The following is a 23548-nucleotide window of genomic DNA, read 5'->3' on the forward strand; positions in this document are numbered from 1 at the left end:
GTATGAAGAGAAAATTAAACGACCTGAGTCCGATAGAATACCGAACTCAAGTCTTAGAAGCTGCTTAAACTATATGTCTAACTTTATTGGGTCAGTTCAAGTTTGTCTACAGCTTTAACCAATAGCATGCTACTGACGGTTTTTTTTACTCAGTTTTATAAGAAGACTTTGAATGAAACTCAATAACAATGATCCGATTAAAGCTCCCCAAAATGAATGTATTACAAAGCCACTGACAGCATAGGAAGTGATTTGAAATGTGAAGGCATTGATAATGAAAGAAAACAACCCGAACGTCAGGATGGTGATTGGCAATGTGATAAGCAGGAGAATGGGTCTAACCAGCAAGTTCATGATCGATAATATAAAAACCGCCAGCAAGGCTGTTCCGTAAGATTTAATCGTGATGGAGTCGAGAAGCCAGTCAATAACGAGCAATACCAGCCCGTTGATAAGAAAACGCATTATTATGTTCATGAATAACTCCTCCTGAAGGCACTTTACTACAAGTCATTATACTAAAATTTCATGAATTTCAGTAATATGTTTGCAGAATTGTCACAAAAAAAGAGGAAAGCTATGTATTTCCCCAGAGTCGAAAGGACCTTGTTACTAAAAAGGGGTCCAGTAGATTTCAGAAACCCGCTTCCTTTCCGCCGACTGTCTGCCAAGCCTCATCAAAGCAAGCGCCTGTGGGGTCTCGGCTAGTCAGTTATTTGGCAGGAGTGTCGGTATCATCCGATATAAAAAGTAAACCATGAAGGGGAAGCAAGTCTTGTTTTAAAAACACCGTTCGTCTACATTCTTTTCATTTAAAAAGGTCCAGTAGATTTCAGAAACCTGTCCCTTTCCGCCGAAACAATCACCATTTGTCTGCAAAATGCACCCATTAGGTTCTATTTAGTTGTGGGCAATGATCTTTTCGAATTCACTTAATTCCAATGTGTTTTTCAATTTCGGGTTGGTGTTTAAGGAAAGCAGGGCACTTTCGATGAGAAAGATTCGCGGTTCAGCGTTTTGTAATAATTCCTCTTGGATAAAGTGAATCAATTTTAAGTTTTTGACACGTTCCGCTTCATCATCTTGGCATAGCCTCAAGATCATCTTTTTTAGGCCATTGGCAGAGTGCAGGAGTGCTGTATGAAAATCCTGCTGTGTATGGAAGCACTCAGGCAGCCATTGCTTGATGAGATCGGGTTCCAAAAGCTGTGCTTTTGACGAGCTGACATCTTCGAAAATCGATTTAATCCTATCTACACAATAACGGATAATTTCAGTAGGGTTGAAATCGGGCTCTTTAGCCAAGGCATTAAAATGAATCGTTTGGTGCATCATCCCCGAGTAGAGAATGGCACAGTCCAAAATATAAGGTTTTTTATCAGCACCGAAAATGTCCAGAAACCGTTTGGATAGCCAATGGATATGCTGGAATTTAGCATGTGTTATGAAGTTCTTAAGTTCTGTATCATTTGAAATCATTACTTCTTCATATAAGAAAAAGATTTTATTGTTTTTGTTGGAGTGCATTTGTAATTCGGATTGTTTGATGAATATTTCAATATCTGCAAGGTTTTGCCCAATCAGCAATTCATTCCGCTCTTTTTCGAATTTTTCTTGCGAATTCAGGAAGACTGCCTTAAGCAATTCGCTTTTAGAAGAAAAATAGTTATAAAATGTTCCTTTTGAAATGCCGCTATAATCTAAAATATCCTGAATGGAAGTGGCTTGATAACCCTTTTCAATAAATAATTGGTGTGCATATTTAACTACCAGTTGTTTGCGCTCATTCATATATATCACCCTTACTCTTATTGGACGGTCATTTTAACGTAATAGTATCTTATTTTCTATACGAACACAAACCAGTATGTTTACAATTTCTCCAGCGAAATAAGGGGGAGGGCCTTTTGTTTCAGTCCGATTATGAAGAGTTCTGCTGTAGTTGAGGTTCACAAAAGCAATGAAACATTCAGTTTCTGCCTCCTTCTATCCGATATGTAAATAAAGCTTGATGAAGTGAACAAAGTCACAGGTGATCACTTCGGTTTGTTATAAGATAAATAGAAGGAAATAGGTAAATAGCGCAAAGTATCCATGAATATTCGTGGTCATTCTCGATTACTGCCCCATTGGTAGGAGAAATGATAAAATCACTTGTCATGAAGGAATATTGGGTATAAGGGTCGTATACCATTATTAGGAATTCCGATCTGTCGATAAGTTGTTGTATCAACATTTATATTTTTTTGGTTATCCGTATTATGGTAAAAATTGAAGTCGTTTTATCAACGGAAATATAATGAATTGATTATTATATTAAAATTATTATAAATAAGTATTGATTTTTTTCTGAGAAGCTTTATCATTATATACATAAATATTAATGAAAAGGTGGTTCAATTATGTCGAATAAGAAAAACCTTACTACAAGCTGGGGAGCGCCAGTTGGAGATAATCAAAACTCGATTACTGCCGGAGATCGCGGCCCGGTACTCATTCAAGATGTACACTTATTGGAAAAACTAGCCCACTTCAACCGTGAACGTGTGCCTGAACGTGTAGTTCATGCGAAGGGTGCCGGTGCATTCGGAACTTTCGAAGTAACGAACGACCTTTCTCAGTACACGAAAGCTAAACTTTTCAATGGTGTGGGCAAAAAGACAGATCTTTTTATCCGTTTCTCCACAGTTGCAGGTGAATTGGGTTCTGCTGATACAGTCCGTGACCCGCGTGGATTTGCTGTTAAATTCTACACGGAAGAAGGAAACTACGATATCGTCGGTAATAATACGCCTGTATTCTTTATTCGCGATGCGATTAAATTCCCTGATTTCATTCATACACAAAAAAGAGATCCAAGAACACATTTGAAAAACCCTACGGCTGTTTGGGATTTCTGGTCACATTCACCAGAATCTTTGCACCAAGTGACGATCCTGATGTCCGACCGGGGCATTCCTGCTACACTTCGTCATACACATGGTTTCGGAAGCCACACATTTAAATGGGTGAATGCTGAAGGACAAGGCGTATGGGTGAAATACCACTTCAAAACAGAACAGGGCATCAAAAACCTTGATGTGGATCTAGCTGCAAAACTAGCAGGTGAAAACCCTGATTACCATACGGAAGATCTTTTCAATGCGATTGAAAAAGGGGACTTCCCTGCATGGAAATTATATGTTCAGATCATGCCTCTGGAAGATGCGGATACGTACCGTTTCGATCCATTCGATGTGACGAAGGTATGGTCTCAAAAAGATTATCCGCTGATCGAGCTTGGCCGTATGGTATTGAACAGAAATCCTGAAAACTACTTTGCTGAAGTAGAGCAGGCCACGTTCTCACCAGGAACATTCGTACCGGGAATTGAAGCTTCACCAGACAAGATGCTTCAAGGACGTCTATTCGCATATGGAGATGCACACCGTTACCGTGTGGGCTCGAATCACAACCAGCTTCCGGTTAACCGTCCGAAAGTGGAAGCGAATAACTATCAGCGTGATGGCTTCATGCGTGCTGATGACAATGGCAAGGGATCTGTTTATTATGAGCCGAATAGTTTTGGTGGCCCTGCCGAATCAACGGGAAATAAAGTGACTCCTTTCGAGGTGACAGGGCAAGCTGCACAAGTCGGTCATAATAGCGATGATCACTACACTCAAGCAGGCGACTTATACCGTCTATTAAGTGCCGAAGAGAAAACTCGCCTTGTTGACACGATCGTGGGCGCAATGAAACCTGTCGAATTGGAGGAAATCAAGCTTCGTCAAATCGGTCATTTTTACAAAGCCGATCCAGAATACGGAACGCGCATAGCCGAAGGTTTAGGTTTGCCCGTACCGCAAGAAGCGTAAAATATGGGACTCTCAATCTATTAAATGAAAACAGGCATCCATTCATGTATGGGTGCCTGTTTTGTTTGTTTATGGAAGGCTCCGTTATATAAATGGCACCCGACAAGTTCGGTAAGAATATATAGTTATAAATGTTTGTAAGGAAGTCAGGCTGTCAGATTAATTGGGGGCCAGTTACTTAAATTATAAAGGGTGGAATTTATGACTAGTAAAAAGTATCGGGTGTTAGTAGGCAGTCCAATTTACCAGAAACCAGATATTTTACAAAAGTTCCTGATCTCACTTAAAAGGGAGGATGTGGAGGGACTGGAAAGATCACCATACGTTATCAGTCGTACATCCGACAGATGAGAACACCTGGTGTTCATAAAGTTGGGGGCTTGGGTGCCTGTACACTCATAAGCCAAAAAGCATTGAAAGTAGGTTTTCACCCCAAAATGATCGAGAATCTATCATTTTGGGGTGAAGACCGGCATTTTGCGGCTAGGGTTTTCCCTGTATGTTGATACCCACTTGCCCGCTTATCATATATACAGGGATTCGGACTTGGAGGGTGCGATGGAATTCCTTGATCGGACGGATAAGCGGGGAGCTTCACCTTCAGGGGCATCCCGTCCCAAATTAACGCTGAGCATGGTCATCAAAAATGAAAGTGACCGTTATCTAAGGAAGGTTTTAGAGGAAATTCGTGATTATATTGATGAAGCGGTGATTATTGATGATGGCAGCACAGACGATTCCGCAGAGGTTTGTTCAGAGGTATTGAAGGGGATACCGGTGCGTAACATCAGGAATGATGTCTCCAAGTTCTCCAATGAAATAGAACTTCGTAAACAACAATGGTCGGAGACGGTGAAGTCAAATCCCGAGTGGATTTTAAATCTTGACGCTGATGAAATGTTTGAAAAAAGATTCAAAGAGGTAGTCAGGCAGCTGATAAGTGATCAAGAAGTGGATGTATATTGCTTCCGGTTATATGATTTTTGGAATGAAACCCATTACAGGGAGGATGAATACTGGTGCGCTCACCGGTATTACCGGCCTTTCCTGGTCAGGTATCGGGAGGGGTTTGAATGCAAATGGAACGATAGGCCGCAGCATTGTGGGAGATTTGCAGAAAATGTCTTTGAGTTGCCTCACAAGTTATCCGACATTCGCTTAAAGCATCTGGGCTGGGTCAAAGAAGAAGATCGGATGGCGAAATTCAAAAGATATCAGGAATTGGACCCTGAGGGGACGTATGGAAGTACTGAGCAATTATTTAAGCATTCTGGATGATGCACCCAATTTGGTTCGTTTTGAGGAGTGATTTTTCTATTGGTGAGGGTGCGTCGCGTTGGCAATAATTAAATCGAATCAGCATACATTTGGTTAAGAGGAGGTGCAGTATGGACGTTTTTGTGCGGCAAAATGATTCCTTGTGGTATTATAGCCAATTATTCAAGGTGAATTACCAACTTATCATTGATTCCAATAGTGGGATTGATCCACTTGCACTTATGATTGGCCAACAAATCAAAATTCCCGGCTTTACGACGACCAGTTATAATATTAAACAAGGTGATTCGTTATGGGCAATTGCCAGGTCACGTCATCTTACATTGGATGCCCTATTGTTGGTTAATCCCAATCTCAACCCGAATGCCCTGCAAGTTGGTCAGACAATTTCTGTGCCATTAAGAATTACGTGGAGGCTGATTCAAGGAAACAGGGAATATGATTATGAGACGATGATGACCGATGTAAGACGTTTGAAAACTATCTATCCATTTATTAAAACCTCCCCGATCGGTGACTCTGTGCTTAAAAGGGATATCCCTGAAGTACAGATTGGAAATGGTAACAAACGAGTTCACTATAATGGTTCCTTTCATGCGAATGAGTGGATAACGACGCCTGTGATCATGACCTTTTTAAATGATTATTTACTCGCAATCACGAATCAGGCTGACATCCGCGGTCTATCCGTGTTTCCCTTTTATCAACAGACGATGCTGTCGATCGTCCCAATGGTGAATCCGGACGGGGTGGAGTTGGTTCTTAAAGGCCCGCCTGCAGATGAGTCATTGAGACGACGACTCGTGGAATGGAATAATGGAAGCGAAGACTTCTCTGGCTGGAAAGCAAATATTAACGGGGTGGATCTGAATGATCAATTTCCCGCCAAATGGGAACTGGAAAAAGAACGCAATAATGTAACGGAGCCAGGTCCGGCAAATTATTCCGGGGAAGGGCCGCTTACACAGCCAGAAGCCATTGCAATGTCAGATTTGACAAGAAAACGTGATTTTGGCAAAGTCCTTGCATTCCATACCCAAGGAGAGGTCATTTATTGGGGGTTTGAAGGTTTGGAGCCGCCTGAGTCGGAAACGATAGTCAATGAGTTTGCGAGGGTCAGTGGATATGAGCCTGTCAAATCCGCCAATAGTTACGCAGGGTATAAGGATTGGTTCATTCAGGATTGGCGCAGGCCGGGGTTTACCGTGGAGCTGGGCAAGGGAACGAATCCCCTCCCTATATCACAGTTCGATGAGATTTATCAGAAGTCGCTTGGGATTTTCTTGGCAGGGTTATATATGTGAATTTTGACCAAATGAAAAAGCTCAACTCCGTTACCATGGGGAAGAGCTTTTTAGTCTTATAAACTATTAGACTTGCAACGATGAGGGCTGCTGCAAAAAATAAGTAAAGTCATGCTTTACTTATCGATTGCATGATTGACACGCTTTTAGCCTGAAATTAACGGACATTCTCCATGTCCCAGTAATATTGCAGCCCTTACAAAAGGAATTCTAATCGTTTTACGGTAAGAAGTTTAACATCCTTAACGCTTGTATTGGCCCCACCTACGCCAGATACTGTGACGGCCACGCATGCCATCCAACCTAATTTCATTATAATAGAAAGCGCTTACATTTTCAAAAATAATCGTAATGCAAATTTCGACATTCGCATAAGTGTCCCTTATCAGTAAGAGGAGAACGGGTGGATTACTGATAAGGGCACTATAGGATTCAAGTTAATCTGCAATGAACTCCTGCAGCTTTTTTGTCAGTCCGCCACTGCCAAATTTAATGAACTTTGTCTTTCCAGCTTCTTGTGCCGGGGAAGCGGCAAACTCCAAAAAGGCTAAAAGGTTAATCCTTCGGTAAAGTATATGGTCAATGCCATATTGATAGAACCAATTATCGATTGCATTGTAAACTCCTCTATTCAGGGCATATTGCTGCCGGCACCATTCGAAGAATAATCTGTCAGGCAGATTGATGTACTTCATGTCCTCAAGGCGGCCACTTTTCTCCTCATTCAAAATTGGGAAAATGGGCCTTACCAATTTCTTTTGCATAGTGTATTTCCTCCCTTATTGATAAAAACGAAAAGGCTCCCTACTCATGTTGAATAGGGAGCCTCCAGTAAACTGGTCAGCTTATATATTTTCATTTAGCATAAAACTTATTATTCATATTTGTCAAGTGTGGATTTAAAAAGCTTAAATGAAATACGTCTGTTTAATATTTTAGGTGCAATTTAAATGGAAATACGAATAAATATTTATGTTTATTCATTTATAGTTCGTATATAATGATTTTGAGGATACGGAGGAGGAGAGACTGAATGTATAAATCGAAAAAGATTTTATTATTGGGCTCGGGTGAATTGGGGAAAGAGGTCATAATTGAAGCACAGAGACTGGGTGTGGAAACCGTTGCTGTAGACCGCTATGAACATGCCCCTGCCATGCAAGTCGCTCATCGCAGTTATGTGATCGATATGCTGGATGCGGAACAACTAAGGGGTATTGTGGAAAAAGAACAACCCGATTTGATTGTACCGGAAATCGAAGCCATCGCTACATCTGAACTAATCAAATTGGAAGAGGAAGGCTTTCATGTCATTCCGACGGCAAGATCGGCTAAATTGACAATGGATCGTGAAGGAATCAGGAGGTTGGCTTCTGAAACCCTGGAGATTCCGACCGCAGCCTACAAATTCGCCGATACATATGAAGAATTTGTCCAAGCTGCCAAGGAAGTTGGGTTTCCCAATGTCGTAAAACCGCTGATGAGTTCCTCAGGTAAAGGTCAAAGTGTGTGCTGCACGGAAGGTGACCTGGAGGATTGCTGGAGAATTGCGATGGAAGGCGGACGGGTTCAAAATGGACGGGTAATCATTGAAGAATTTATCCGTTTTGATTCGGAAATCACGCTGCTTACTGTCCGGGCCATAAATGGTACCATGTTTTGTGCCCCAATCGGTCACATTCAGCAGGGCGGGGATTATATTGAATCCTGGCAGCCGCATAATATGACAGAGGCTCAAATTATGGAAGCGAAAAGAATTGCCCATGCCATTACGGATGAGCTTGGAGGGTATGGATTATTCGGGGTTGAGCTTTTCCTTTCAGGGGATAAAGTCTATTTCAGTGAAGTTTCCCCACGACCTCATGATACGGGGCTAGTGACTTTAGTGACTCAGAATTTATCGGAGTTTGCCTTGCATATTCGGGCGATTCTAGGATTTCCCATCCCGGAAATCACGCTGATAAGCCCAGGTGCCAGCCGTCCATTAAAAGCGCGGGATGAGTTATCGGAATATTCTATAGTCGGTGTTGAACAGGCTTTGGCTTTACCTAATACACAAGTGCGTCTTTTCGGAAAACCTGTTACAAAGGCAGGTAGAAGGGTCGCAGTCGCCCTGTCGACTGCCGATTCAATCGAGTTGGCGAGAGTGAATGCGGCCCGCGCTTTGGAATGTTTAGTTGTAGAGAAGTAGGATAGATTTTGTCTATAGTCTGACTCTAAAGCATCCTGATAGGGTGCTTTATTTTCTTTTCTCCATTGATTTTCAGCACTTTCAAATTCCTTACAAATCATCCTGATTTGAAGACATTGAATGAAAAGATCACTTACCCCCGCTCGTGTTAACTAAATCTTTTCACTTCTCCAACTCCTGTAAAAGGGCCCCACTACTGCAGATTTCCTGAACAACCAACAACCCGCATAAAATTGGCCTGTCCCTTTACCTTGCCTTAACAATTATCCTGCTGCATTTTTACATAGCCTTGACATTGAGTTCATCTTCATCACCTATAGTTTAATTAAATGGAAAACAATTAAAGGGGGGCTATTCATTTGAATCGCACATGGAGTAAAAAGGTATTGCCCATCACACTGGCTTCAGCATTGGCATTTGGAGGTTTATCATGGTCCGCTGCGGATCGTGTTTCGGCAAAGGATAAGACAAAAAAAGACCCGGAAATCAAGAACGTGATATTCATGATCGGTGACGGCATGGGTGTGTCCTATACCTCCGCTTACCGGTATTTAAAAGATAACCCTGGTACGAAGGTGGCAGAACGGACAGAGTTTGATAAATACCTGGTTGGCCAGCAGATGACTTACCCAGAAGACTCTGCACAAAATATAACGGATTCAGCTTCTGCCGCAACTGCAATGTCTGCCGGAGTGAAGACTTATAACGCTGCGATTGCAGTGGATAACGATAAATCTGAAGTCAAAACCGTATTGGAAGCAGCAAAGGAAAAAGGAAAAGCGACGGGATTGGTTGCCACTTCAGAAATCACTCATGCTACACCTGCATCTTTTGGCGCCCATGATGAAAATCGGAAAAACATGAATTCAATCGCAGACGATTATTATAATGACTTAATCAAGGGCAAACATAAAATTGACGTCCTATTGGGCGGTGGGAAGTCCAATTTTGTTCGGCCTGATGTCAATTTGGCGAAAGCCTTCGAAAAAGACGGTTACAGTTATGTGACTGATAAAAATCAAATGCTTAAGGATAAAAATGAACAGGTCCTTGGTTTATTCGCTTCTGAAGGACTGCCGAAAATGATTGACCGCCCTAGTGAAACGCCTTCTTTGTCAGACATGACAAGCTCGGCGATCCAGCGCTTGAATAAAGACAAAGATGGATTCTTCCTCATGGTCGAGGGAAGCCAGATCGATTGGGCCGGACATGATAATGATATCGTAGGTGCAATGAGTGAAATGGAAGACTTTGAAAAAGCATATAAAGCGGCCATCGAATTTGCGAAGAAAGACAAACATACCCTAGTGGTGGCTACTGCGGATCACTCTACAGGAGGATTCTCGATCGGGGCAAAAGGAATATATAACTGGTATGGTGAACCGATCAAGGCAGCCAAACGCACCCCTGACTTCATGGCGGATGCCATCGTCAAAGGAGCCGATGTCGAAAAGACGTTAAAGCAATATATTAATCAAAATGAGGTGAAGCTAACTGACGCTGAAATCAAAACGGTAACAGAAGCTGCCAAATCAAAAAATGTGACGAACGTCGATAATGCCATCGAAGCCATATTCGACAATCGGACCAATACTGCATGGACTACCGGGGGACATACAGGTGAAGATGTTCCGGTCTACGCATATGGACCATATAAAGAACGTTTTGCAGGGCAGGTCGATAACACGGATCAAGCCAAAATCATCTTTGATCTATTAAAGAAGTAAAAACGCTTCAGGGAGGGATTCAATGAACAGACTGATGATTGGTGCCCTGTTATTAACCGCATTTGGTGCTCTTAATACACAACCAGCTTACAAAGAAGAAACGACAGCTAAAGAAAAAACAGAGGAAATTGCACGACCACTGGTAAAAGAGGATGTCTATGTTCCGAATCCACAGCTTCCTGATGATATAAAATTGAACCAGATCGGTCAGAACGTTTCCGATGCAAAAGGCGAATTGACTTTGAAGGGCTATAAAAAAGTGAATGAAACAGTGAATGTTGGCCCGATCGAGGTTAAAGTCAAAGAAATGAAAGTGATGCATGCCACTCCGGATTACAGCATGATTGATTTCTTCCACGGCTATACGCATGATGAGGATTTCGATATCGTAAAAATGAACGTGGAAATTAAAAACAATTCGGATAAAAAAATCAAGTTTTCCCCAGTTGCCTTCCTTGAAACGAACAGTGGAGAACATCTGACATGGGAAGATGATATCTACTTGGAAGAACTTTCTGGTGAAATAGAAGGAAACGGTTCAAAAAGCGGAAACATTGGTTTCATTGTAAATGATGGGAACATAAAGGGCATATCCTTCATGACAAGCGATGCGGTGGATGAAGAAGAGAAAGTCCTTGCAAAAGGCAAGCCAGCTGAATTCGCTTTTTAAAGAATATGTATAAATGCCTTGGAAAAATAAAATACTAGAACAAGTGATGGGGATTACTATCACTGAACGGAATATCCAAATCCTAATGATGAGGTGACACAGAATGAGCTATAAAGATCAATTAGATCCACATTCTCAAAAGTTTCACCATAATTGGACAAGACCTAAGCGTTCAAAATCTCAAGTTAATGGTCATACGCAAGAATCACAAACGAACATTATACTAAGAAGCAATGCAAAGGCTCACAGGTGGTAACGGATATTTCCGACAAAGAAGGAGGCTCCCAGCGAGTCTTCTTCTTTATATTTAATCCAGAAAACAGATCAAGGCATACATGGCTTTTCACTCATAATTATGATACCATTTACCTTTAAGATTGAAGTGATGAGCTTGGCGTGAAACTGGAGTTTCGATTCCGATTGAAAGTTTCACTTTATACAAATAGAGGACGTGAATTGTAATGATTAAAATTGAAATCCCTGCAGCGGATATAAGCATCAAACAAAGAAAGCAAGTTATAGAAGGAGACGAACCTGTCATTCCTGAAATTTACGGGTTTATCGATTTTCATTTGATTCCCCGTGATAAAGGAGGCATCATCTTGTTTTACAATGAGAATGATGAACTGATTTTTGTCGGTAAGGCCCGTAAATTAAGACCAAGGGTCAAGAAGCATTTCGAGGATAATGTTTCTCCGATTAAAGAGCATCGTAATGAAGTCAAGAAAATTGACATTCTTTTAGTCGAAGACGCTATGGAACGTGAAATCTATGAAACGTACATGATCAATAAGCTTCATGCTAAATACAATGTCGACAAAGTGTTTTATAAATAAGAAGTACCTATGAAAAGCTGACTGCATATGCACTCAGCTTTTTTTGTGTGCAAACTTAAGTTTACATATGTCCAAAAATAATTTCATACATTTACAGCTGCTACATGCTAGGTTAACATTGTTGGTTTATATTTAGAGTATTCCAATACATTCTCAGGAGGAAGCTATTGAAGAAAATACTTTGTAAAAAGGTGTTAGTTATCTCGATCGGGACAGTGATTGCCTTTGGGAATTTAACGTGGTCCGTGTCACAAGCCTCAAAATTGGCGAAACAGAGAGAAATTGAAACTTTTGAACAAAAGACAGTAAAATCTTCAGGGTGGGAAATGGCGGAATAAGCATAGTGACGAATGATTTTTTTCTCGAATTGCAACAAAGAAAAAGAAAAATGTATTGGAAAATGAAACGTTGTGGATGATCAGCAGCTTGTCAAAAATACATTAAATGATATAACTCAATGGAGGTTCTTTACACAAGATGTTATGTGTGATTGGGCTTCCTTTTAATTTTTGTTTTAAGTTTCATGAAGAATGTCAGCACCGTTCATTTATCTGTGATTACATTTGTCAGCAAAAGTATTCGGAGGAATTTTAAAAAAGCTTGCAAATAGTAATGATTACGTTTTATTATTAAAGGGTGTTTTTACTTGCGAGATAGCTTCGGCATTTAAATCGTAATGATTTTGATTTACGGTAAGGTATTAGGTAAAGGAGTGGGAAGTGATGGAGATGAAGAAAATTCCGGTTACGGTATTGAGTGGATACCTTGGTGCGGGAAAGACGACGCTTTTGAATCATATTCTTGAAAATCGGAATGATCTGAAGGTTGCCGTCATCGTTAATGATATGAGTGAAATCAATATTGATGCTTCGTTGGTCAAGCAGGGAGGATTTACCCGGACGGATGAAAAACTGGTGGAAATGCAGAATGGCTGCATTTGCTGTACGCTTCGTGAGGATTTGATGATTGAAGTGGAGAAATTGGCGAAACAAGGGGACATTGATTACATCGTGATTGAATCGACTGGGATAAGTGAACCGGTACCTGTAGCTCAAACCTTCTCGTATGTTGATGAAAGCATGGGAATTGATTTAGGGGAATATTGCCGGCTCGATACGATGGTTACCGTTGTTGATGGGTATAACTTTTGGCAAGACTTCACTTCAGGAGAAACACTTATTGACAGGATGCAGGCAACTGATGCTGCGGATGGCAGGGAAGTGGTCGATTTATTAATAGATCAGATAGAGTTTGCCAATGTCATCCTGTTGAATAAAATCGATCTAATTGATGCTGATGCCGTTGAGGAATTGAAAGCGGTTCTTCAAAAAATGAATGCCGATGCGAGGATCATCGAAACAAACCATTCCAAGGTGCCGCTAAAGGAGGTATTGAATACACATTTATTTGATTTTGAAAAGGCAAGCCAAGGAGCCGGCTGGATAAAGGAATTGAATGAAGAGCATATTCCGGAGACCCTGGAGTACGGGATTTCTTCCTTCGTTTACAGAAGGAAAATACCCTTTCATCCCGAGAGGCTGATGGAGTGGTTGGAGAACTGGCCCGTACAAGTGGTGAGGGCAAAGGGCTTCCTTTGGCTGGCAACGAGAAATGATACGGCAGGCTTGCTATCGCAGGCAGGACCGTCATTAACTTTACAAGCAGCCGGTAAATGGATTGCAGCATACCCTGAGGAAGAACAGCGCCGAATTTTAAAGGAGGCACCTGAATTATTGGAACGGTGGGATGCAGTATACGGTGACAGGATGACGGAGCTGGTGATGATTGGCATTCAAATGAATCAACAGGAAATCGAAACTGAATTAGATCAATGCTTATTGACGGAAACTGAGTTGCAGCAGGATTGGTCTCTGTACGAAGATCGATTGCCTGCATTCACGGAAATCGTTCATTAAAAAACTTTAGGAGGAAACAAAAATGAGAGTGAACATTACTTTAGCATGCACAGAAACAGGGGACCGAAATTATATCACGACGAAAAACAAGCGGAATAATCCAGATAGGATCGAATTGAAAAAGTACTGCCCGCGATTGAAGAAACACACGCTTCACCGTGAAACGAAGTAATTTTAAGGTTTAAATCGGAATGATTATGTTTTATTGAAAAGAATGGATGTAAAAGGTGGGAAGTTCATGTTGGAATGGATCATAATTGGCGGAGGCATTCAAGGAATGACGATGGCTGCATTTTTACTTAAGTCAGGAAAAACGAGGGTGGACCAGCTGGCGATTGTCGATAGAAATGAAGAACCATTGGCAAGATGGAAGCATTGTACGGAAGTCATTTCAATGCCATATTTACGTTCTCCATCCGTACACCATCTGGATGTGAATCCCTTCAGCCTGCAGAAATATGTGGAGAAGGCAGACTGGAAAAATAACTTTTACGGCCAATATAAGCGGCCATCCTTAAAATCCTTCAATGAACATTGTGTTCACTTGGCTGATGATTTATCCATTAAGCAGGCATGGGTGCAAGGGGAAGTCATCTCTGCCTGCAAAACGGGACAGAGCTGGGAAATCCAATTGCAGAACAAGCAACGGCTTGTGGGACAAAAACTTGTGATTTCAATTGGTATTGGCGAACAGCCTTATTGGCCTGATTGGGCACAGCAATTCAAACAAGAGCATGGTGGTCCCATTTACCACATATTCGATGAAAATATTCCGGATCTGACACAATTGCAGGGGCCCATCACGATCATTGGGGGCGGCATATCTTCTGTCCATCTAGCTTTAAAGCTAAGTAAAATCTATCCCCATGATGTAACGGTTCTGAAGCGGCATCATTTTAGAATTCATGATTTCGACAGTGATCCTGGTTGGTTGGGGCCGAAAAAACAGCGACCTTTCCGTGCTATAACCAGCTATCAAAAAAGACGCGAGACCATTGTCCAGGCCCGTAATAAGGGATCCATCCCACCTGACTTACATAAAGCGTGTATGAATCAGGTTAAACAGGGATTATTGCGTGTAATGGATGTTGAGGTGATAAGCGCTGTGTGGAGGGACGGGCGTATCAGCCTCAGGGATAAAAACGAAAAGGTCATTCAAGAAACGGGGACGATCCTTTTAGCGACCGGCTTTAAGTCATCGATGCCAGGGAAGGATTGGCTGACGCCAGTCATCCGGTCGCATGATTTACGCTGCGCGGAATGTGGTTATCCAATCATTTCGCAGTCGTTGCAGTGGGGACCTGGTTTATATGTCACGGGTGCATTGGCTGAACTTGAAATGGGACCGATATCCAGGAATATATCGGGGGCAAGACAGGCAGCGGAACGAATTGTCAATAGTTTATAGATTTTCATAAATTCAAGATCTTAAAAAAGGAGAATATAAATGGCGAAAAAATCCAAGGTGATAAAAGCACAAAAACAGTTGGCAATGGTCGAAAAGTATGCAGAACTTAGAAAGGAATTGAAAGAGAAAGGGGATTATGCCGCATTGGCCAAACTCCCTCGCGATTCCTCGCCGACAAGGGTCCACAATCGTTGTGGAGTAACGGGGAGGCCACGTGGATATATGCGCAAATTCAACATGTCACGTATCGTTTTTAGGGAACTTGCTCATAAAGGGCAACTGCCGGGTATCAAAAAGTCAAGCTGGTGAAGCGGGGAGTGTCAAATCATTCGTCAGAAAAGGAGCCCTTGTTAAAAACAAGGGCTCCTTTATCATTATAAAGTAGTGATGCTTACTTGACTGCTTTTAATGCTTGTTCAGATATATAGAAGTCTTTTCCGTTGTAAACGGTGATGGCATTTATTTCTTTTTGTTTAGTGGATTTAGGAGTATTGCTGATCACGATATTCTTATTTGCAGGCAACTCTATTTTTTGCTGCCCCTTTTTCGCTACGAAAACCGGGTTATTTGGGTCAGACACATCAATACGGGTTGAATATCCTTTTTTCTCAAAGGATTCTTTAGCATTCATGTATAGTTTGTTCGATAACTTTTGTAAATCAAAGCCCATGAATTCGGCCATTTTTTTAGCAAGGTCTGTATTCTCCACTAATCCAGTCGGTTTTGAAGGGCCATAAGAATACAGGAATACGTCTTCCCCTGTATGACCGCCTGTTGTAAAGCCAATGTTGGCACGGTTAGCAAGCAGCTTTGTCATTTCAGCACCTACGTTTTTAGAAGAGGTAAGTTTTGCTGTTTCTTCAGAAGTCAGATCATCAAGTCCATATAGTGCTGCAACTTCTTTTAGATTGGAATGATCTGGTTTCAACTTACTTAAGGCTCCTTCAACAGTCATCTTCGCTTTCTTTAATGGATCGATATAAGCTGATACGGGTGTTTCCGGGTATGAGGAGTTCGTGTTTACGTTACCCATTGTAATCCCGCTGTTCCCATGGTCCGTTACAGCAATGACCATAGTGTTTCCGTCATTTTTTGCAAACTTAAGGGCTTCGTTTACTGCATCATCAAAAGCTAAAGTATCACTAATCATTCCGATCGTGTCGTTTCCGTGAGCAGCCCAGTCAATCTTGCTTCCTTCAACAAATAAGAAGAAGCCATCTTTATCTTTTTTCAAGGTTTTAAGGGCTTTATTGGTCATTTCGGCTAAAGTGGGCTCACTTGGCTTTGTTGTTTCACGATCTAAATCATATGCTAGGGCACTTGGTGCAAAGCTTCCCCAAATTTTATTCGATTTAGAGTTTAATAGCTCGTCACGGGATTCAACAAAATCATATTTGTCTTTATCGAGCACTTCCAAAAGGTTTTCTCCATCAATTCTTGCATTTTTTGTTTTACCTGGTAAAAGGGATTCTTTACCCCCTCCCAATACGACGTCAATCCCCTGATAAACCTGCTGTTCCGCAATATCCCCATAATTGCTTCGATGTGTCACGTGAGCGGAGAAGCCTGCAGGTGTAGCATGCTGGATTTCAGATGTAGAAATGATGCCAGTAGCCTTTCCGGCTTGTTTTGCACCCTCCAAAACGTTAGCTACTGGTTTATGGGCATTTTTCGTATTAACCGGATCGAGCCCTGGAGAATTAACGATGGATGGAAGGACACCGACAAATTTATCATTTGATTTATTTCCTGTCGCAAGGGCTGTCGCTGCAGGAGCTGAGTCCGTAATGGCCGATTCAGCTGAGTATGTACGCATGCCGCCAGACAGGATTTCGTCCATGGCTAGATTATCGCCTTTATACCACCTTGAAAGGGTTGTGGCTCCAGTGCTTGTCCCGTCCATCACCATCATGATGACGTTTGTTGGTTCTTTTTTCTTATCCTTTGCCTGAACATCTTCCTTCATGGTTGAAATGCCTAGTGATGATATGGCTACCGCTCCCGCTAACGTAATTCCTGCTACCTTTTTGCTCATTTTCCCCAAAATGCTTACCTCCAAAAATATAATTATTACATCTTAGGATAAATGCAGTGTATTAAGAAATTACTTCATTTAAGTAAAGAAATGGTCTTTATTTGTAAAAATTGTTAAACATTGACGAAGCGGCTTGTAAAGTGAACGTTAAAAAAGCAGAAGTCTTTAAGAATCTGCTTTTTACCTTTGGAAAAATTCAATCCACTCTTTTTCCGGTCCATATACGTAGAAATAGCGATAACCATTTGGAAGGGTGACTATCTCTTCATCAATCAGCTCAGTGTTATCCAAGTTTTTGATCCGGGCGTATTCTTCTTCGATATCATCCACGGTAATGGCAAAATGGTGGATCGTTGCCTCGGATGGCAGTGTGTCACTATATCCCTGAATCAACTCTATTTCTGTTTCGTCCGACTCTTCGTATCCCAGAAATGCCAGTTCGATTACCCCATTAGTATGTGTCATCCGTGCTTTTAATTTTAAATCCAGCACATCTTGATAAAAGGCGATGGACTTTTCAAGATCTTTTACAACGACGCCAATGTGATCGACCCTTTTCACAGCCAAGAAATCTTCCTCCTTCATAAGTCCGGATGCAAATTGCTAATATTAGTATATATAAGATTATTCGAAATTAAATTACATTTTTATAGCCGTTTTTAGATAATTTTTTAAATGATGTTAATTAAGGGAAAGTATTGGTGAATAATAAAAAAATGATAAATGGCTTATGGGATAATATTTTTCTGGATTCTTTTCTTGTAAAGAAAGGCATTCATCATTTTCTAGGGCAAAAATTTGTTTCTAAATGGAATAGCCGATATACTTATTGAAACAACTCCATTATTAATGGATAGGAAAGGAGAGGTAGTATGGGAAAAATTCGTGAAGGTGAAGTTTTCACCCTTACCGATGACAGCGATGAAGGCCATGAAGTTGAGGTTTTAGGATCATTGGATGTAGAAGGAACGGAATATGTAGCAGTAGGTTTGCTTGAAGATATTGAAGAGGATACAGATGAAGATATCGATATTTTCTTTTTCAGGGTCGAAGGTGAAGGTGAACTGCTCGATATCGAATCGGATGAAGAATTCGAAAAGGTATCATTGGCGTTTGAAGCGGCATTTGAAGCGAAAGAATGACAAGATAAAAGGCGGCACATTATGTGTCGCCTTTTTTTATGTATAAAGAAAGTATTAGCCCCGCCTTCGCCAAATACCATGATAGCCACGCGTGCTATCCAGCCTTACTTAAGTATAGGGTACTATTATTGATAGGACGTGTACGATATATGAATATTTTGTTAATAAACGGAGTATTTTTCCATATCCAAGACATAGGATAAAAATGGAGGTGATGGGATGGCCGTTGTTAAGCACACTGATGCCGATATTGCCTTATTGGCAAGATTGCTTAGGGCGGAAGGCGAGGGTGAAGGCGATCAAGGCATGTTGATGATCGGTAATGTAGGAGTCAATCGGATTAGGGCGAATTGTTCCGATTTCAAAGGATTGAGGACGATTCCAGATATGATTTATCAGGAGCATGCCTTTGAAGCTGTACAGAAGGGATATTTTTATCAGCGGGCAAGGGATAGGGAAAAAAGGCTTGCGCGCAGAAACGTAAATGGTGAAAGGCTATGGCCCTCTAAATTTAGCCTATGGTACTTCAGGCCGCCGGGAGATTGTCCGGCAACCTGGTATAATCAGCCCCTGGTTGGGCGTTTCAAGCTTCATTGCTTTTATGAACCAACAGGTACAGAATGCCCGAACATTTATAATACATTTTAAGGAGGAGGCTGAACCTTATGGAGGTTTGGCCTCTTTGTGCATCAGTCTTTAACTAGGAAAAATCATATGATAAAACTGGCAAATGATTTACTGATACTGTAAAATTGAGACTGTAAATTTCCGGATAAGAAAGGAATAAAAAAATTGATGAGTAAAAGGCTTATTAATTATGGACAAGGGCAAATGGGAATACAGCCGGAGGATAATACCGAGAAATTTAAATCTTTAATGGAGAACAACCCGGACGCCATTTCCATTGTTGATCTGGAAGGAAAGACCCTTCAAGTGAATGCAGCTTTTGAAGAGTTTTTCGGTTGGACGAATGATGAGCTCATTGGCATGCCATTTCCTATTATTCCTGATTTCTTGAAGGAATCAGTCAATGAATTGCATGACCAGATTAAGGCAGGGGTACAAAAGAAAGGCTTTGAAACGGTCAGGTTAAGGAAGGATGGCCAGTTAATCGATGTAAGCATCTCCCTGTTCAATATTCGGGATGATGAAAATGAGCCGTGCGCCCTGGTTTTCGTTTATCGGGATATCACGAATCAAAAACTTGCTGAAGCTGCCTTGAAGGAAAGTGAGCAAAGGTATCGCAGTTTAGTGGAGGTATCACCTGAAGCGATTTTTGTACATCGTAATGGGATCATCGAGTATATGAATCCCATGGGGGCGAAAATGCTTGGGATGGATAGTGTGGAGGATATTATCGGTAAATCGGTTTTTCAGTTCGTTCACCTGGAGTCCCGGGAAAGTGTACAAAAAAGAATCGATATCATGAGGGATGATCATCAGGCTGTTGGTTTACTGGAACAAAAATTCATTCGACTTGACGGACAAGTATTTTATGGAGAAACACTCGGTCTTCCGATTATTTATAAAGGTCAGCCGGCCATACAGGTATTCTGCAGGGATATTACCGAGCGTAAAAAGACCGATGAGCTGCTCTGTAAATCCAATATGTTATCAGCGGTAGGACAGATGGCTGCAGGCATCGCGCACGAATTAAGAAATCCATTAACTACGGTCAAAGGATTTTTACAATTATTAAGGGAAAATCCTGAGCAAAAGGACTATCTTGAAATGACGGTCAGCGAAGTTGAAAAGATCGAAACCCTGGCCAATGAATTTTTAAGTTTAGCAGAGCCTGAAGCGAAGGTTTGTGAATACATCCAGCTTAACGATATATTGGATAGTGTGATTACGTTAGCCGAGTTACAAGCGATATTGAATGATGTTGAATTCATCAAAGAATATAATACGGATTCGGCATCTGTCTTTGGCGAACCGAATCAGTTAAAACAAGTATTCACGAATGTAGTCAATAATGCGTTAGAAGCCATGCCGAATGGCGGCAAACTTCATATACAGTTACACCATGGAGGAGACTCTGCAATGATCCGATTCATTGATTCAGGCTGCGGAATCTCAAATGAGCGTATGCAGCACCTAGGGCAGCCATTTTATAGCACCTCTGAAAAAGGAACGGGGTTTGGGCTCATGGTCAGTACTAAAATCATCCATGAGCATAATGGGGAAATTCATTTCAGCAGCGAAGTGGGAGAAGGGACGATTGTAGAGATCAGACTCCCTATAAATGAAAGTTCACAATGAAAGTGACGAGAAGCCATGCTCTCGTCACTTTTTTGGTTTATAGCTTAACGATCGTTCTGCCTCTTGCTTCCCCTTTTAATAGGGTAGGAAGGACGTCAGGCAATTCATTAAGTGTAATTTCCTGTTGAACGAGCTGTTCTAAATGCTCGAGTTTAAAGTCGGTGGCAAGGCGATGCCATACTTTCAATCTTGTTTCCATCGGGCAATTGACCGAATCGATCCCAAGTAGATTAACCCCTCTTAGGATGAATGGAAAGACGGTGGCAGGAAGGCTTGTACCAGCTGTCAACCCACTGACCGCCACAGCTCCGCCATACTTGATTTGGCTAAGGACTGAAGCTAACGGTTCGCCGCCGACGGGATCTACCGCCCCGCTCCACTTCTGTTTGCCCAGTGCCCGCAGCTTGCCATCATATACTTCTTCACGCGATACGATGGTCGCCGCACCGATTTCCCTCAAATATTTATGTTCCGATTCTTTTCCTGTACTCGCCTCAACGGAATAGCCAAGTTTGGAAAGGATCGAGACTGCAAAACTGCCGACTCCGCCAGTTGCACCAGTGACAAGTACGCTCCCTTGCCCAGGGGTGAGGTTATTTTCTTCCAGTCGCAGAACCGATAAGGCTGCAGTGAAACCGGCCGTTCCGATGATCATGGCCTCTTTCATTGTAAGGCCATCAGGAAGCGGGACGATCCACTCTGCAGGAACACGGGCAAATTGACTATAGCCCCCTGATTGGGAAACGCCAATCCCGTAGGAGGTCGCAATGACTTCGTCTCCTTCTTTAAAGCGGGAATCCGCAGATGAAACGACAACACCAGCCATGTCGATTCCAGGAACGATCGGATAGCTGCTGACAATGTTTCCATTTGGAATTGCTGCAAGGCTGTCTTTATAGTTCACACCGGAATAATGAACACGGATGAGCACTTCGCCTTGAGGTAGATCATCTAGAGATAGTTGCTGAATGTTAACGGTGAATTGATCATCTTGCTTGTTCACGACCAATGCATCAAATTGCTGTATCATGGTTCGTTCCCCCTTAAAAATAATGATTCTACCCCATTATAAAAGAAAAAATATAGGAATGTATAATGATACAATTCGAAATAATAGCGCTCGCTTTTCTTTCTGCTTCTAAAAATGGTACTATTAGATTTGATTCAGTTCATATTAAAGGAGATGTTTAACATGGCTAAAAAAGGATACATACTTATGGAAAATGGAGAAAAAATCGAATTCGACCTTTTCCCGAACGAAGCACCGAACACAGTGGCTAACTTCGAAAACTTGGCTAACACAGGATTTTATAATGGCGTAGTCTTTCACCGTGTAATCCCTGGTTTCGTAAGCCAAGGCGGAGATCCAACAGGTACAGGTGCAGGCGGAAGCGGCAAGCAAATCAAATGTGAAACAGAAGGAAACCCTCATAAACATGAGGCAGGAAGCCTATCGATGGCACATGCCGGAAAAGACACAGGCTCAAGCCAATTCTTTATCGTGCATGAACCACAACCGCATCTTAACGGTGTTCACACAGTATTCGGTAAAGTGACATCTGGACTTGAAACAGCCAAAGCTATGAAAAATGGCGACAAAATGGAAAAAGTCGAAATTTTTGACGCTGAATGATGAAAGCGAAAAGAGGGGGCATTATGCTCCCTCTTTCTTTTTGCACTGTTCATGAGTGGAAACAGGGGAATGTAGAGTCATTTTGGCGTCATGCTTTCAGAGAAAAGATATTCGACCTCTGTCAAGGTTTCCGAATTGGCCCATAATCTTTTCGAGATTTCTTCATTATATAAGGAATCGATGATATCATCTTTTCTCGGAAAGCCTTTCCTGCTCTTTTTTCCATCCGGTCCGATATACTCCCCGCCTGTTAATGTAGGTTCCGTTGCGGCATAAAGGGTAGGCAATGCTCCCATACTCGCCGGCTGGGTGATGGTTTTCGAAAGAAAATGCACGAATCTATTTACGGGTTTGCCAGATCCGCGAGACATGAGATTAGTATGGGAAAGGCCCGGATGACAGGCGATGCTGATCGGGTTTGCATCATGCTGGTTGAATTTATTCTGTAATTCGCGGGCGAAGAGTAGATTCGCCAGCTTGCTTTGCCCATAGTATTTCATTGGTTTATAACCGCTTTCACCATTTAGGTTTTCGAAGTCTATATATCCATTGATGGCGGCCAAGCTGCTCAATGTGACCACACGCGATCTTGGCGTAGAAAGAATACGCGGAAGAAGGAGGCCTGTCAAAGCAAAATGACCGAGATGATTGCTGCCGAATTGCAGCTCGAAACCATCTTTCGTCTTACTGTATGGCGGAATCATCACACCTGCGTTATTGATGAGGACGGACAGAGAGTCATAGTTTTCCTGAAAGGAATCAGCAAAATGCCGAATACTGCTTAAATCACTTAAATCCAGCTGCATCACGTGTACATTCGCCTTAGGATGGACCGATAAGATTCTATCGACTGCCTTTTCACCTTTTGAAGCATTCCGGACTGCAAGGATGATCTCTGCCCCCTTACCGGCCAGTGCAAAAGCCGTTTCGAAGCCAATTCCACTATTTGCACCAGTAATCACAATGGTTTGCCCCGATACATCTGCCATTTCTTCGCCATTCCACTTTTCACTCATCCAATCACACCTTCCCACACGGTCTATACCTATCATATACCCAAATAATTCCTATATGTCACATTCTGTAGCGGGAACATGTGCCTGTATTCTATTTTTTAAAAAAGCTCTTTTTGTTAAGATTGTTGTTTTTAAAACGAAACGATTTAAGGTTGATTGGAGCGGAAGTGCGAGACTTCTGCGGGAGCAGCGGGACAGGTGAGACCCCACAGGCGTTCACGCCGAGGAGGCTCACCGCCCGCCCCGCGGAAAGCGAGCAATGGAGGGCAAATC

The 23548-nt window shown here is 41.9% G+C and carries 25 protein-coding genes; 17 read left to right on the forward strand and 8 right to left on the reverse strand.

What is annotated here, in order from left to right:
* Nucleotides 1–129: 129 nt before the first annotated feature.
* Together ACFRAK_RS26025 and ACFRAK_RS26030 are read right to left on the reverse strand one after the other, a co-directional pair.
* Complete coding sequence (locus tag ACFRAK_RS26025) at nucleotides 130–477, reverse strand: phage holin family protein (protein ID WP_387603865.1); 348 nt, start codon at nucleotides 475–477, stop codon at nucleotides 130–132.
* Nucleotides 478–900: 423 nt separating this feature from the next.
* A complete protein-coding gene (locus ACFRAK_RS26030; protein ID WP_387603862.1) occupies nucleotides 901–1791 on the reverse strand; it encodes a TetR/AcrR family transcriptional regulator in 891 nt (296 codons plus the stop codon).
* Between the two features lie 611 nt (nucleotides 1792–2402).
* Here ACFRAK_RS26030 and katA point away from each other — a divergent pair.
* The 3 genes from katA to ACFRAK_RS26045 all read left to right on the forward strand — a co-directional run bounded on the left by katA (nucleotide 2403) and on the right by ACFRAK_RS26045 (nucleotide 6439).
* Complete coding sequence (gene katA, locus ACFRAK_RS26035) at nucleotides 2403–3857, forward strand: catalase KatA (protein WP_387705302.1); 1455 nt, start codon at nucleotides 2403–2405, stop codon at nucleotides 3855–3857.
* Nucleotides 3858–4415: 558 nt separating this feature from the next.
* Nucleotides 4416–5135 (forward strand): glycosyltransferase, encoded by a 720-nt coding sequence (locus tag ACFRAK_RS26040; protein ID WP_394572793.1) that lies wholly within the window; start codon nucleotides 4416–4418, stop codon nucleotides 5133–5135.
* Nucleotides 5136–5245: 110 nt separating this feature from the next.
* A complete protein-coding gene (locus ACFRAK_RS26045; RefSeq protein WP_394572794.1) occupies nucleotides 5246–6439 on the forward strand; it encodes a M14 family metallopeptidase in 1194 nt (397 codons plus the stop codon).
* A 437-nt stretch (nucleotides 6440–6876) separates the two neighbouring features.
* Here the strand turns inward: ACFRAK_RS26045 and ACFRAK_RS26050 are convergent, their stop codons facing one another.
* Nucleotides 6877–7203, reverse strand: coding sequence for a hypothetical protein (locus ACFRAK_RS26050; RefSeq protein ID WP_387705308.1), 327 nt, complete (start codon nucleotides 7201–7203; stop codon nucleotides 6877–6879).
* Between the two features lie 269 nt (nucleotides 7204–7472).
* Here ACFRAK_RS26050 and purT point away from each other — a divergent pair, with 269 nt between their 5' ends.
* From purT to rpsN, 10 genes are all read left to right on the forward strand, one after another.
* Complete coding sequence (gene purT / locus ACFRAK_RS26055; RefSeq protein ID WP_394572795.1) at nucleotides 7473–8630, forward strand: phosphoribosylglycinamide formyltransferase 2; 1158 nt, start codon at nucleotides 7473–7475, stop codon at nucleotides 8628–8630.
* A 359-nt stretch (nucleotides 8631–8989) separates the two neighbouring features.
* A complete protein-coding gene (locus tag ACFRAK_RS26060; RefSeq protein WP_394572796.1) occupies nucleotides 8990–10357 on the forward strand; it encodes an alkaline phosphatase in 1368 nt (455 codons plus the stop codon).
* Between the two features lie 22 nt (nucleotides 10358–10379).
* Nucleotides 10380–11027, forward strand: a complete 648-nt coding sequence (locus ACFRAK_RS26065) for a DUF4352 domain-containing protein (protein ID WP_394572797.1) — start codon at nucleotides 10380–10382, stop codon at nucleotides 11025–11027.
* A 103-nt stretch (nucleotides 11028–11130) separates the two neighbouring features.
* The gene (locus tag ACFRAK_RS26070) at nucleotides 11131–11283 is read left to right on the forward strand and encodes a YpzG family protein (protein ID WP_072272311.1); all 153 of its coding nucleotides are present in this window, start codon (nucleotides 11131–11133) and stop codon (nucleotides 11281–11283) included.
* Between the two features lie 199 nt (nucleotides 11284–11482).
* Nucleotides 11483–11863 (forward strand): nucleotide excision repair endonuclease, encoded by a 381-nt coding sequence (locus ACFRAK_RS26075; protein ID WP_260285755.1) that lies wholly within the window; start codon nucleotides 11483–11485, stop codon nucleotides 11861–11863.
* A 167-nt stretch (nucleotides 11864–12030) separates the two neighbouring features.
* Nucleotides 12031–12201 carry a hypothetical protein gene (locus tag ACFRAK_RS26080; protein ID WP_181762212.1) on the forward strand — a complete coding sequence of 57 codons (171 nt, stop codon included), beginning with the start codon at nucleotides 12031–12033 and terminating at the stop codon, nucleotides 12199–12201.
* 384 nt (nucleotides 12202–12585) lie between these two features.
* Nucleotides 12586–13779 carry a GTP-binding protein gene (locus ACFRAK_RS26085; protein WP_387603835.1) on the forward strand — a complete coding sequence of 398 codons (1194 nt, stop codon included), beginning with the start codon at nucleotides 12586–12588 and terminating at the stop codon, nucleotides 13777–13779.
* A gap of 22 nt (nucleotides 13780–13801) precedes the next feature.
* Entirely contained in the window at nucleotides 13802–13951 is a 150-nt protein-coding gene (gene rpmG, locus ACFRAK_RS26090; RefSeq protein ID WP_053348792.1) for a 50S ribosomal protein L33, read from the forward strand.
* A gap of 66 nt (nucleotides 13952–14017) precedes the next feature.
* Nucleotides 14018–15187, forward strand: coding sequence for a SidA/IucD/PvdA family monooxygenase (locus ACFRAK_RS26095; protein ID WP_387603833.1), 1170 nt, complete (start codon nucleotides 14018–14020; stop codon nucleotides 15185–15187).
* 39 nt (nucleotides 15188–15226) lie between these two features.
* Nucleotides 15227–15496, forward strand: a complete 270-nt coding sequence (rpsN, locus tag ACFRAK_RS26100; RefSeq protein WP_214744069.1) for a 30S ribosomal protein S14 — start codon at nucleotides 15227–15229, stop codon at nucleotides 15494–15496.
* 82 nt (nucleotides 15497–15578) lie between these two features.
* On the opposite strand, the gene ACFRAK_RS26105 is transcribed toward rpsN, so the two are convergent.
* On the reverse strand, nucleotides 15579–17222 hold the full coding sequence (locus ACFRAK_RS26105; protein ID WP_387604151.1) for an alkaline phosphatase: 1644 nt from the start codon (nucleotides 17220–17222) through the stop codon (nucleotides 15579–15581).
* A gap of 180 nt (nucleotides 17223–17402) precedes the next feature.
* The gene (locus tag ACFRAK_RS26110) at nucleotides 17403–17789 is read right to left on the reverse strand and encodes a VOC family protein (protein WP_311202536.1); all 387 of its coding nucleotides are present in this window, start codon (nucleotides 17787–17789) and stop codon (nucleotides 17403–17405) included.
* 305 nt (nucleotides 17790–18094) lie between these two features.
* Here ACFRAK_RS26110 and ACFRAK_RS26115 point away from each other — a divergent pair, with 305 nt between their 5' ends.
* The 3 genes from ACFRAK_RS26115 (at nucleotide 18095) to ACFRAK_RS26125 (ending at nucleotide 20626) form a co-directional block, all read left to right on the forward strand.
* Nucleotides 18095–18364, forward strand: coding sequence for a DUF1292 domain-containing protein (locus ACFRAK_RS26115; protein WP_034310405.1), 270 nt, complete (start codon nucleotides 18095–18097; stop codon nucleotides 18362–18364).
* 219 nt (nucleotides 18365–18583) lie between these two features.
* A complete protein-coding gene (locus ACFRAK_RS26120; protein WP_387603828.1) occupies nucleotides 18584–19012 on the forward strand; it encodes a cell wall hydrolase in 429 nt (142 codons plus the stop codon).
* Nucleotides 19013–19159: 147 nt separating this feature from the next.
* Complete coding sequence (locus tag ACFRAK_RS26125; protein ID WP_394572798.1) at nucleotides 19160–20626, forward strand: PAS domain-containing sensor histidine kinase; 1467 nt, start codon at nucleotides 19160–19162, stop codon at nucleotides 20624–20626.
* A gap of 37 nt (nucleotides 20627–20663) precedes the next feature.
* Here the strand turns inward: ACFRAK_RS26125 and ACFRAK_RS26130 are convergent, their stop codons facing one another.
* Complete coding sequence (locus ACFRAK_RS26130) at nucleotides 20664–21656, reverse strand: NADPH:quinone oxidoreductase family protein (RefSeq protein WP_394572799.1); 993 nt, start codon at nucleotides 21654–21656, stop codon at nucleotides 20664–20666.
* Nucleotides 21657–21818: 162 nt separating this feature from the next.
* Between ACFRAK_RS26130 and ACFRAK_RS26135 the strand changes: the two genes are divergently transcribed.
* Nucleotides 21819–22259, forward strand: coding sequence for a peptidylprolyl isomerase (locus ACFRAK_RS26135; RefSeq protein WP_377402186.1), 441 nt, complete (start codon nucleotides 21819–21821; stop codon nucleotides 22257–22259).
* Between the two features lie 77 nt (nucleotides 22260–22336).
* On the opposite strand, the gene ACFRAK_RS26140 is transcribed toward ACFRAK_RS26135, so the two are convergent.
* A complete protein-coding gene (locus ACFRAK_RS26140) occupies nucleotides 22337–23275 on the reverse strand; it encodes an oxidoreductase (RefSeq protein WP_394572800.1) in 939 nt (312 codons plus the stop codon).
* Nucleotides 23276–23366: 91 nt separating this feature from the next.
* On the reverse strand, nucleotides 23367–23548 hold a 182-nt coding region (locus ACFRAK_RS26145; RefSeq protein ID WP_394572801.1), incomplete at its 5' end, for a hypothetical protein.

It is taken from the genome of Peribacillus sp. NPDC056705 (assembly GCF_043656335.1).

Coding starts and splice junctions, on each gene's coding strand:
- ACFRAK_RS26040 (WP_394572793.1), top strand. CDS start 4,416: ATGGAATTCCTTGATCGGACGGATAAGCGGGGAGCTTCACCTTCAGGG.
- ACFRAK_RS26045 (WP_394572794.1), top strand. CDS start 5,246: ATGGACGTTTTTGTGCGGCAAAATGATTCCTTGTGGTATTATAGCCAA.
- ACFRAK_RS26125 (WP_394572798.1), top strand. CDS start 19,160: ATGAGTAAAAGGCTTATTAATTATGGACAAGGGCAAATGGGAATACAG.
- ACFRAK_RS26115 (WP_034310405.1), top strand. CDS start 18,095: ATGGGAAAAATTCGTGAAGGTGAAGTTTTCACCCTTACCGATGACAGC.
- ACFRAK_RS26025 (WP_387603865.1), bottom strand. CDS start 477: ATGAACATAATAATGCGTTTTCTTATCAACGGGCTGGTATTGCTCGTT.
- ACFRAK_RS26135 (WP_377402186.1), top strand. CDS start 21,819: ATGGCTAAAAAAGGATACATACTTATGGAAAATGGAGAAAAAATCGAA.
- rpmG (WP_053348792.1), top strand. CDS start 13,802: ATGAGAGTGAACATTACTTTAGCATGCACAGAAACAGGGGACCGAAAT.
- ACFRAK_RS26105 (WP_387604151.1), bottom strand. CDS start 17,222: ATGAGCAAAAAGGTAGCAGGAATTACGTTAGCGGGAGCGGTAGCCATA.
- katA (WP_387705302.1), top strand. CDS start 2,403: ATGTCGAATAAGAAAAACCTTACTACAAGCTGGGGAGCGCCAGTTGGA.
- ACFRAK_RS26050 (WP_387705308.1), bottom strand. CDS start 7,203: ATGCAAAAGAAATTGGTAAGGCCCATTTTCCCAATTTTGAATGAGGAG.
- ACFRAK_RS26085 (WP_387603835.1), top strand. CDS start 12,586: ATGGAGATGAAGAAAATTCCGGTTACGGTATTGAGTGGATACCTTGGT.
- ACFRAK_RS26130 (WP_394572799.1), bottom strand. CDS start 21,656: ATGATACAGCAATTTGATGCATTGGTCGTGAACAAGCAAGATGATCAA.
- ACFRAK_RS26070 (WP_072272311.1), top strand. CDS start 11,131: ATGAGCTATAAAGATCAATTAGATCCACATTCTCAAAAGTTTCACCAT.
- ACFRAK_RS26140 (WP_394572800.1), bottom strand. CDS start 23,275: ATGAGTGAAAAGTGGAATGGCGAAGAAATGGCAGATGTATCGGGGCAA.
- purT (WP_394572795.1), top strand. CDS start 7,473: ATGTATAAATCGAAAAAGATTTTATTATTGGGCTCGGGTGAATTGGGG.
- rpsN (WP_214744069.1), top strand. CDS start 15,227: ATGGCGAAAAAATCCAAGGTGATAAAAGCACAAAAACAGTTGGCAATG.
- ACFRAK_RS26095 (WP_387603833.1), top strand. CDS start 14,018: ATGTTGGAATGGATCATAATTGGCGGAGGCATTCAAGGAATGACGATG.
- ACFRAK_RS26030 (WP_387603862.1), bottom strand. CDS start 1,791: ATGAATGAGCGCAAACAACTGGTAGTTAAATATGCACACCAATTATTT.
- ACFRAK_RS26120 (WP_387603828.1), top strand. CDS start 18,584: ATGGCCGTTGTTAAGCACACTGATGCCGATATTGCCTTATTGGCAAGA.
- ACFRAK_RS26065 (WP_394572797.1), top strand. CDS start 10,380: ATGAACAGACTGATGATTGGTGCCCTGTTATTAACCGCATTTGGTGCT.